Source organism: Paraburkholderia aspalathi (assembly GCF_900116445.1).
GTDB lineage: Bacteria > Pseudomonadota > Gammaproteobacteria > Burkholderiales > Burkholderiaceae > Paraburkholderia > Paraburkholderia aspalathi.
Window position 1 is genome coordinate 65,219 of record NZ_FPBH01000038.1, and the last position, 9,415, is coordinate 74,633.

Annotated in this window: 8 protein-coding genes; 7 read left to right on the plus strand and 1 reads right to left on the minus strand. The window is 62.2% G+C overall.

The genetic code is table 11. The features are described from left to right. The first annotated feature begins 33 nt into the window (after positions 1–33). The 4 genes from BM438_RS38205 (at position 34) to BM438_RS38220 (ending at position 4,894) form a co-directional block, all read left to right on the plus strand. Positions 34–1,659 carry a sugar ABC transporter ATP-binding protein gene (locus tag BM438_RS38205; RefSeq protein WP_093645393.1) on the plus strand — a complete coding sequence of 542 codons (1,626 nt, stop codon included), beginning with the start codon at positions 34–36 and terminating at the stop codon, positions 1,657–1,659. Positions 1,660–1,662: 3 nt separating this feature from the next. Then, on the plus strand, positions 1,663–2,664 hold the full coding sequence (locus BM438_RS38210) for an ABC transporter permease (RefSeq protein ID WP_054038990.1): 1,002 nt from the start codon (positions 1,663–1,665) through the stop codon (positions 2,662–2,664). Positions 2,665–2,678: 14 nt separating this feature from the next. After that, entirely contained in the window at positions 2,679–3,656 is a 978-nt protein-coding gene (gene rbsK / locus BM438_RS38215; protein WP_208620746.1) for a ribokinase, read from the plus strand. A 134-nt stretch (positions 3,657–3,790) separates the two neighbouring features. Then, a complete protein-coding gene (locus BM438_RS38220) occupies positions 3,791–4,894 on the plus strand; it encodes a nucleoside hydrolase (protein WP_093645398.1) in 1,104 nt (367 codons plus the stop codon). Positions 4,895–4,952: 58 nt separating this feature from the next. Here the strand turns inward: BM438_RS38220 and BM438_RS38225 are convergent, their stop codons facing one another. Beyond that, positions 4,953–5,864: a LysR family transcriptional regulator gene (locus tag BM438_RS38225; RefSeq protein WP_093645400.1), complete on the minus strand. Its 912-nt coding sequence runs from the start codon at positions 5,862–5,864 to the stop codon at positions 4,953–4,955. 117 nt (positions 5,865–5,981) lie between these two features. Here BM438_RS38225 and gltP point away from each other — a divergent pair, with 117 nt between their 5' ends. From gltP to BM438_RS38240, 3 genes are all read left to right on the plus strand, one after another. After that, positions 5,982–7,307 (plus strand): glutamate/aspartate:proton symporter GltP, encoded by a 1,326-nt coding sequence (gltP, locus tag BM438_RS38230; RefSeq protein WP_093645402.1) that lies wholly within the window; start codon positions 5,982–5,984, stop codon positions 7,305–7,307. 54 nt (positions 7,308–7,361) lie between these two features. Continuing rightward, the gene (locus BM438_RS38235; protein WP_093645404.1) at positions 7,362–8,636 is read left to right on the plus strand and encodes an aminotransferase class V-fold PLP-dependent enzyme; all 1,275 of its coding nucleotides are present in this window, start codon (positions 7,362–7,364) and stop codon (positions 8,634–8,636) included. A 221-nt stretch (positions 8,637–8,857) separates the two neighbouring features. Beyond that, on the plus strand, positions 8,858–9,061 hold the full coding sequence (locus BM438_RS38240) for a hypothetical protein (RefSeq protein ID WP_093645406.1): 204 nt from the start codon (positions 8,858–8,860) through the stop codon (positions 9,059–9,061). The last annotated feature ends 354 nt before the right edge of the window (positions 9,062–9,415 follow it).

Here is a 9,415-nt window from a genome sequence, read left to right on the forward strand (position 1 = left end):
CCCGCCTGATCTTTGTCTGGCTTTATCAATCTGATGTCCACTCCCAACCTATCCCTTGCCGTTGCCCCGCCCGTGCTGACTGTGCAGGGCATCGGCAAGACCTACGCCGGGCCAGTGCTCGCCGATATCTCGCTGGATCTGTACGCGGGCGAGGTGCTGGCGCTGACCGGCGAAAACGGCGCGGGCAAGAGCACCTTGTCCAAGATCGTCGGCGGCCTCGTTACGCCGACCACCGGTTCAATGACGCTTGGCGGCGCAGCTTATACGCCGGGCAGCCGCAAGGACGCCGAGGCGCTCGGCGTGCGCATGGTCATGCAGGAGTTGAACCTGCTGCCGACCCTCTCGGTGGCGGAGAACCTGTTCCTGAATCGTTTGCCGCAGCGCGGCATGTTCGGCTGGATCGACCGCGCCAAGCTGCGCGAAGACGCCCGGCACGCCATGGCGCAAGTCGGGCTCGACGCGATCGACCCTGATACGCTGGTGGGCACGCTGGGCATCGGCCATCAGCAGATGGTCGAGATCGCGCGCAATCTGATCGGCGATTGCCGCGTGCTGATCCTCGACGAACCCACCGCAATGCTGACCGCCCGCGAGGTGGACCTGCTGTTCGAGCAGGTCGAGCGGCTCAAGGCGCGCGGCGTCGCGCTGGTGTACATCTCGCACAGACTTGAAGAATTGAAGCGTATCGCGCGGCGCGCAGCCGTGCTGCGTGACGGGCGGCTCGTGCATGTCGACGAGATGGCGAACCTCTCGGCCGACCGTCTGGTCACGCTGATGGTTGGGCGTGATATCGGCGAACGGATCGACCTCGGCGAACGGCGCATTGGCGAAGTGGCGCTCAAGGTCACGGGCATGACCCGCGAGCCGGTCGTGCGCGATGTGTCATTCGAAGTCAAAGCAGGCGAGATTTTCGGTATCAGCGGTCTGATCGGCGCAGGCCGTACGGAATTGATGCGGCTCGTCTACGGGGCCGATCGCGCGGACGCCGGTACGGTGCAGATCGCGCATGGCGGCGGCCCGCTGCAGCCGGTGACGGTATCTTCGCCGTCAGACGCCGTGAAGAACGGCATCGCGCTGATTACGGAGGACCGCAAAGGCGAGGGCCTCCTGCTGACGCAACCTATTTCCGCCAATATCTCGCTCGGCCATTTGCGCTCGGTGTCGAAGAACGGCGTGGTGGACGCCCGTCGCGAGGCGGCGCTGGCGCGCAAACAGATCGACGCCATGAGCATCCGCAGTTCGGGGCCGTCGCAGCCAGTGTCGGAACTCTCCGGCGGCAACCAGCAGAAGGTGGTGATCGGCCGCTGGCTCGCGCGCGATTGCACGGTGTTGCTGTTCGACGAGCCCACACGTGGCATCGACGTCGGGGCGAAGTTCGATATCTACGCGCTGATGGGCGCGCTTGCGCGGGAAGGCCGCGCGTTGGTGGTGGTGTCGAGCGATCTGCGCGAATTGATGTCGATTTGCGACCGGATCGGGGTGATGTCGGCGGGACGGATGACGGGCATGTTCGAGCGCGGAAGCTGGACCCAGGACGCGCTGCTCGCAGCGGCGTTCGCGGGCTATACGAAACGCGACGCGCTGCTGCACGACCCAATCGAACCCGACGCCAAAGCGCCCGACTCAGCGGCGCCCGATCAAAAATCTGTGGAGTATTGAAGCATGACTGCACCAACCAGCCTGCCTTCCGTGCAGAACGAACCGCCCAAAGACGCGAAGCCGATCGGCACGCGCCTTGGATTCTCGAACTATATCGGCCTGCTCGGCGCGCTGCTCGGGATGATCGTCCTGTTCTCGCTGCTGAGCTCGCACTTCCTCAGCTACGACACGTTCAGCACGATCGCGAACCAGATTCCCGATCTGGTCGTGATGTCGGTCGGCATGACCTTTGTGCTGATCATCGCCGGGATCGACCTGTCGGTCGGCTCCGTGCTGGCGCTCGGCGCGGCGCTTACGAGCGTGGCGGCCTTGCAATGGCACTGGCCGGCGCTGCCTGCCGCCTTGCTCGGCATGGCGGGGGCGGCCTTGACGGGCTGCGTGACCGGCGCGATTACCGTGGCCTGGCGGATTCCGTCGTTCATTGTGTCGCTCGGCGTGCTCGAGGCGGCCCGCGGTCTCGCGTACCAGATGACCAACTCCCGCACGGCCTATATCGGCGATGCGTTCGATTTCCTGTCCAACCCGATTGCGTTCGGCATTTCTCCCGCGTTCCTGATTGCGATCGTCGTGATGGTCGTCGCGCAGTTGGTGCTGACCCGCACGGTCTTCGGGCGCTACCTGGTCGGCATCGGCACGAACGAGGAAGCGGTGCGCCTCGCCGGCGTCAACCCGCGTCCGTACAAGATTGCTGTGTTCGCGATGATGGGCTTGCTGGCCGGCCTCGCGTCCCTGTTCCAGATTTCGCGGCTCGAGGCAGCCGACCCGAATGCCGGCGCGGGCATCGAATTGCAGGTGATCGCGGCGGTCGTGATCGGCGGAACGAGCTTGATGGGCGGGCGCGGCTCGGTGATCAGCACCTTCTTTGGCGTGTTGATCATCTCGGTGCTGGCCGCGGGTCTTGCCCAGATCGGGGCGACCGAGCCGACCAAACGCATCATCACGGGGGCCGTGATTGTCGTGGCCGTCGTGCTGGATACGTATAGAAGCCGACGTCGCGCTGCATAAATATTGACCCATTAATGACCGTCAGCGACCCTTCGTGGACGGTCAGCAGGAGAGTGAACGTGTCGAAAGAAGTGAAGCCGGGCCGCGTGCTCGTGGTGGGCAGCATCAATACCGACCTCGTCGCCCGTGCACCGCATTTGCCGCGGCCAGGTGAGACGATCAGCGGACAGGAGTTCTCGCAGGTTGCCGGCGGCAAGGGTGGCAACCAGGCCGTGGCGGCCGCTCGCATCGGCGCGCGCGTGGCGATGGTTGGCCGCGTGGGGAAGGATGCGAACGGCGCCCAGCGGGTCAAGGATCTGGAAGCTGAAGGAATCGATTGCGCGGGCGTCGAGGTCGACGCCGTGCAGCCCACCGGCGTCGCCATGGTCACAGTCTCGGACGATGGCCAGAACACGATCGTGGTGGTGGCGGGCAGCAACGGTGAGTTCACGCCTGAAGGCGTCGCGCGCCACGAAGCGGCGATCAAGGCGAGCGACGTCGTGGTCTGCCAATTGGAAACGCCCTGGGATTCCGTCCACGCAACGCTCGCGCTCGCCCGGCGCCTCGGCAAGATCACCGTGCTGAACCCGGCGCCGGCAATCGGCCCGCTGCCTGCAGAATGGCTGCCGCTCGTCGACTACCTCGTGCCGAACGAAGTCGAAGCCGCGATACTCGCCGGCCTGCCGGTCGAATCGCAAAGCGGTGCGAGAAGGGCGGCGCTGGAGCTGCAACGCGGCGGCGCCCGCAACGTGATCGTCACGCTCGGTGCGCAGGGCGCTTACCTGTTGCCGGAAGGTGGCGAAGGCATGCATTTTCCCGCGCCGCAGGTGAGGGCGGTCGATACGACCGCGGCCGGCGACACCTTTATCGGTGTCTTTGCCGCGCAACTCGCCGCCCGGCAGCCGCTGGAAGGCGCAATCAGCCTCGCGCAACGCGCGGCTTCGATTTCGGTGACGCGCGCCGGTGCGCAGCCGTCGATCCCGACTCGCGCGGAAGTCGAAAGCGCAGCCTGAAACGGATGCCTGTTGTGACATGAGGCAGTCCGGCCTGCAACTCTGGGTAGCTTGACGTTGAATGACCGGCACCATCTCCGGATGGTGTTCCCCCTGGTTTGATCGCGATCTCTACTGGAATAAAAGGACTAGACATGAAATCACAATGCATAGGCATCCTGATGATAACGTCGCTGCTCGCCGCGTGCGGAGGCAACGTGACGACCACCGATCCGCTCGCCAACGCGCCGAAGATCATCATCGATTCGGACTTCAACACGATGGGCGACGACGGTCAGTTGTTCGCCATGACCACACAGTTGATGGGGCAGGGCAAGGTCAACCTGCTCGGGCTGACCGTCGTGACCGGCAACGACTGGTTGCTGCAGGAAGAAGCGGATGCGCTGAAGGCGGTGGAGCGCATGGGCGTGCAGAACGTAGTGGGCGTCTACGGGGGCGCTGACTATCCATTGCAATATGATGTGGCGAGCATTCGTGCGCAGCAGGCCGCCAACCCGCAAGGCTATTTTGGCGCGTGGATGCGGCCGGAACCGACCCAGCAATCCCAGCTTGTGGCACCGCCGGACGGCTTCGCAGTGTCGACGAAACTGCAGGCGCAAAGCGCCGCGGACTTCATGATCCAGACCATCAAGCGCTATCCGAATCAGGTCACCATTCTGGAGGTCGGGCCGCCCACCAATCTCGCCACGGCCATCAAGAAGGCGCCGGAGATCGTGCCGCTGATCAAGCGGATCGTCTATATGGGCGGCGCGATGGCGGTGCCGGGCAATGCGAACGCGGTGGGGGAACTCAACTGGTGGTTTGATCCGCTGGCCGTGCGCACGGTTCTTCAAACCACGATTCCGCAGGCCGTCATTCCACTCGACGTCACGAATACGGTGCCGCTCACGCAGAGCATCTTCGATCAGATCGTCAACAACCCGAACAAGCAGACCGCGGTGACCAAGGCGTATGGGATCGTCAACGCCGGGTCATTCGGCGACAACACGCATCTGTTCGACACGCTGACGATTGCTTATTTCATGGACCCGACCTACGCCACGCAAACGAAGAGCGCTTACCTCGATATCGACACGACGAGCGGCGAGGATCAGGGACATGTGACGGTCTACCCCGATCAACCTGCAGCGGGCGCGTCACCGAACAAGATCACCTACGTCACGCAGTTCGACAACAATCGTTTCTTCAGCCTCTACGTCGATCTGCTGACGCGGCCTGTGCCGATTACGTTGCCTTGACGAGGAAGGACATACACATGCGCGGCGGATTATTCGCAACGCAGGGCCGAGGTCCCGCTCAGACCCGGCCCGGATCGAGCAGGTTCGAGCTGAAATCGCAGCACTGCGCCGCGAGCCGTGCGATTTCGGCATTCAACGAGTGCGGTTGTTCCGCGCGATGCATCGCGACGTATGAGACAGGCGGCAGCGCCGGTCGCGTCTGAATCATCCCGAGCGCACCGCGTGTGACCATGTGGTTCAGGCACGCCTTCGGCAAATAGCTGATGCCGAGGCCCGAGAGCGTCAGCCCGATCTGCGCGATCAGACTGTTGCTCGCGAGAATGCGTTGCATGCTGACCCCGTGCTCCTGCAGAAAGCGGCTATAGATAAAGCCTGTTCCTGATAGGCCGCCCTGTAGGATCAACGGGTACTGTGCAATCTCGGTTAGCGGAAGGACGTGCTGCTTCGGCGCCAGTGCCGGCGCACACATCCACGCGTTCTCTACTTCACCGACCTGCGTCATGACGAAGGACTCGGTGCTGTGGATTTGCGGCACGACGATGATATCGATCGTGTCGTCCGCAAGCCGGTCGCGCAGCGTCGCGTTCAAATCAACCTCGGCTTCGACCACGACCTTGGGATACGCCGCCTGGATCGCGCCGATCAGCCGGGGCAGCCACGTCAAGGCGGTCAGCTCCGTCACGCCGATGCGGACCTGCCGAACCAGCGCCTCCTTTGAACTGATCCGCTCGACGATCTGGTCACGGCGTTCGAGCAGTTCTTTCGCGTAGGCGAAGAACTCGGCGCCTTTCTCGGTCAGCCGCGCGCTGCGGTGCGCGCGGTCGAATACCGTCAGGTCGAAGGCGCGCTCGAGTTCCTGAATCCGCTTCGAAACGGCCGACTGCGTGGTGTTCAGGCGGCTCGAAGCGGCCTCGAACGAACCCAGTTGCACAATCCAGTAGAGCGCTTCCATCTGCTTGAACGTCAGCATCGCGCCGCCCTTTGCATGAATTAAAGCGATAGTTTCTCATACAAAAAAATCGCTTTTTTTACTTATTTCGGCTGCTTAAGGTTTCTCCATCACCCCGCCCCCCAATCTGGAGAGAGCATGGATACTGTCGTCGAAAGCCCGCCTGTCAACCATATCGAGCGCAAACCGCGTGTCGGACTTGCGTGGCAGATACTGATCGGTCTCGTCATTGGCGTCGCTACGGGACTCGTGTTGAACCACTTTCCGCAAATGCGGGACGCGACCATTTCAGGGCTGTTGCAGCCCGCCGGCGACATCTTTATCAAGCTGATCAAGATGATCGTGGTGCCGATCGTATTCACGAGCATGGTGGTCGGGATCGCCGGTGTCGGAGACGGCAAATCGTTCGGGCGCATCGGCCTGAAGACGCTCGTGTACTTCGAGGTGATCACGACGATCGCGATCCTCCTCGGGCTGATTCTCGGCAACGTGCTGCAACCTGGTGTCGGCACCGACATGTCGCAGCTCGGCCACGCCGACATTTCCCGCTATCAACAGGCAACGCAGCAGGTGCAGGGTCATCATGGCCTGATGACCCTCGTGCTTGGCGTGATTCCGGACAATATCCTCGCTTCGATGGCCAAAGGCGACTTGCTGCCGGTGATCTTCTTTTCGGTGTTGTTCGGCCTTGGCCTGCAGTCGGTCCCGGAAGAATTCCGCAAGCCGGTGATCGTCATGCTCAAGGGCGTCGCGGAAGCCATGTTCAAGGTGACGAATATGGTGATGCGTTACGCGCCGATTGGCGTATGCGCGCTGATCGCGGTGACCGTGGCGAGCTTCGGCTTCGGTTCATTGCTGCCGTTGCTTAAGCTGGTGGCCGTCACGTATCTGGCGATCGTGCTGTTTGTGCTTGTCGTGCTCGGCATCACCGCCCGGCTGTTCGGCTTTCGTATCTTCACGTTGCTGCGGGTTATCAAGGACGAACTGATCATCGCGTTCTCAACCTGCAGCTCGGCAACCGTGCTGCCGCAACTGATGAAGAAGATGGAAGACTACGGTGTGCCGAAAAGCATCACAACCTTCGTTGTGCCGACCGGCTACACGTTCAATCTCGACGGCGCATCGATCTATCTCGGCATCGGCACGCTGTTCGTCGCGCAGTTGTACGGCATTCATCTTGGCTGGCAGGAACAGATGGTCCTAGTGTTAACGATGGTCGTGACGTCCAAGGGTGCAGCCGGCGTGCCGGGCTTCATGTTCGTGATTCTTCTCGCGACGCTTGCAAGCGCAGGGTTGCCGCTCGAAGGGCTCGCGTTCATCGCCGGCGTGGACCGCGTGATGGATATGGGACGTACCGCGCTGAACGTGGTGGGCAACGCACTTGCGCCGCTCGTCATCGCCAAATGGGAGCGCCAGTACGACGCGGAGAAGGGCAAAGCGTATCTCGCGTCGCTTGGCGCATGAGCGGACACGGTTCGCAGCACGACATCATTTAGCAGAAAGATCAGGAGCATCCAGATGAGCAGTAATCAAGGCGAGTTCTTTTCCGAGTCGTTGATGCAGGAGATCAAGGCGCGTTTCCACCACGTCGACCACGACATCGACGGGAGCGAGCGACTCTTCTTCGACAACGCGGGTGGCTCGTTCCGCCTGAAGGCGGCCGTCGACGCATTCGCGCGAATCGATGCGCTGCCCGATTGCCCGGAGCGCATTCACGCGCGCGCGCGCCATCTTCAGGACGTTCAGGCGCGCGGCAAGGCGGACATCCGCACGATCCTCAACGCGAAGGACGGCAGCATCTATCCATCGTTGACCGCGTCGGGCGCGATGTTCGACATGGTGCGCGCGATCATGGAGAACGTGCCGGGTACCAACGCCGTCACGACGATCCTTGAACATCCGTCTTCCTTCGACGCAATGACGTACTACGCGCAACGCACGGGCAAGTCGTTGCGTGTCGCGCCCAGCAATCCGGAGACGGGCGGCGTGGACGTGGATGCGATTCTGTCGTTGATCGACGCGGACACAGCGCTGCTCAGCGTGATGTACGCGTCGAATATTTCCGGCGCCAAGTTCGACATCGCGACACTCGTCGAGCGGGCCCGAGAGAAGAAGCCCGGACTCTTCATCGTCGTGGATGCGGTCCAGCACGCGCCGCATGGTGTGATCGACCTGCAGAAGACGCCGGTCGACGGCATCAATTTCGCGCCCTACAAGTTTTTTGGCTGCCGCGGCTCCGGCATCTCGTGGCTGTCGCCACGAGTGGCCGCGCTGCCGCATCACCGCCTCGACGCGAAGCAGGAAGGCGTGTGGGAACTCGGCAGTCCGGCGCCCGCGCAGTTTGCGGTCGTGACCGAGATCGTCGAGTACGTGACGTGGATTGGTGGCCAATTCAGCGATGCCGATACGCGCCGTGAGCTTTTCGTGGAAGGGATGAAACGCATCGAGTTGCATGAGCGCGCGCTACTATCCGCGCTGCTCGACGGCCAGGATGGGCGGCGCGGTTTGCGGCGAATAGATGGCGTAGAGGTGTTCTGGGATCATGCCGATCTCACGAAACGCGACCTGATCCTGGGTATCGGCTTCGCGAATCTGAGCCCGACCGATGCAGTGCGCGAGTACGAGACGCGCGGCGTGATCGTCTACGAGCGGATCGCCTCGAGTCTGTACTCCGGCCGTATGCTGAAGTCGTTCAATCTGGCGGGCGCGGTGCGGATTTCACCGCTGCATTGTCACGCACCCAGCGACGTCGAGCGCTTTCTTTCTATTACAGAAGCGCTGACGACACTGTAAAGCGGCCCCATACGCAGACCCCAATTACGGGGCGCATAGAAAGTATTGCGCCCCTTTACTCCCGCACCTCGCTCGCTACCTCTGCCGCGCGGCGCGTCAACGCTTACCGCCGACGCTTACAGCACTGCAGGTAATCCGTAGAAACACAACCGTAGCCAAACTGTAGCGTCGTTTGTCTAGGATGCCTCCATCGCCCATGTATCGATCAATGGAGGTACCCGATGCTCAGCCACCACGAACTTGCGACCCTCATGCTGCTTGGCGACACGGACAAGCGGCTGGAAGATTTCGACCCGGACGTACTGGCGTTACGCCGTTACGAGTTAGTGGAAATTCGCCAGCGTGACCGGCAAGGTTCGACACTGCAACTGACCCGTCAGGGCCGTGAACTGCTGGAGCGTCTGCGCACGGGCGCGCAGCAATGAGCCGATACGGCGCGATCAGAGCTCACCCCGCATGCCGGGCCGTGTGCATCGCGCCGCCGCCGAAACCCGGCCACGTGGGCCAATCCCTTACGGAGTCTCACAGCCTGCCAAACGTTTGCGCTATTTGCACGATTATGTCTGACGATTGAGAAGGTTAAAGATTTGCGTTTTGCATGTCGTTATCCAGTCAAATAAGTCAGGACCATCGCACATACCCGCGGCCTCATGAAGACCCGGGATGAGCGAGGCAATAGCTCTACGGGGGATTGAATTTTGAATCAACAACGATCGCCATGGTCGCGCGCAGCGGCTCCGGGCGAAGTCATCTATTCCGAAGGCTTCGCGGGCGACGCC

What these genes read in the sequence shown, in the direction of transcription:
- BM438_RS38205 (WP_093645393.1), top strand. Translation starts at nt 34, where the DNA reads ATGTCCACTCCCAACCTATCCCTTGCCGTTGCCCCGCCCGTGCTGACT.
- BM438_RS38210 (WP_054038990.1), top strand. Translation starts at nt 1,663, where the DNA reads ATGACTGCACCAACCAGCCTGCCTTCCGTGCAGAACGAACCGCCCAAA.
- rbsK (WP_208620746.1), top strand. Translation starts at nt 2,679, where the DNA reads ATGACCGTCAGCGACCCTTCGTGGACGGTCAGCAGGAGAGTGAACGTG.
- BM438_RS38220 (WP_093645398.1), top strand. Translation starts at nt 3,791, where the DNA reads ATGAAATCACAATGCATAGGCATCCTGATGATAACGTCGCTGCTCGCC.
- BM438_RS38225 (WP_093645400.1), bottom strand. Translation starts at nt 5,864, where the DNA reads ATGCTGACGTTCAAGCAGATGGAAGCGCTCTACTGGATTGTGCAACTG.
- gltP (WP_093645402.1), top strand. Translation starts at nt 5,982, where the DNA reads ATGGATACTGTCGTCGAAAGCCCGCCTGTCAACCATATCGAGCGCAAA.
- BM438_RS38235 (WP_093645404.1), top strand. Translation starts at nt 7,362, where the DNA reads ATGAGCAGTAATCAAGGCGAGTTCTTTTCCGAGTCGTTGATGCAGGAG.
- BM438_RS38240 (WP_093645406.1), top strand. Translation starts at nt 8,858, where the DNA reads ATGCTCAGCCACCACGAACTTGCGACCCTCATGCTGCTTGGCGACACG.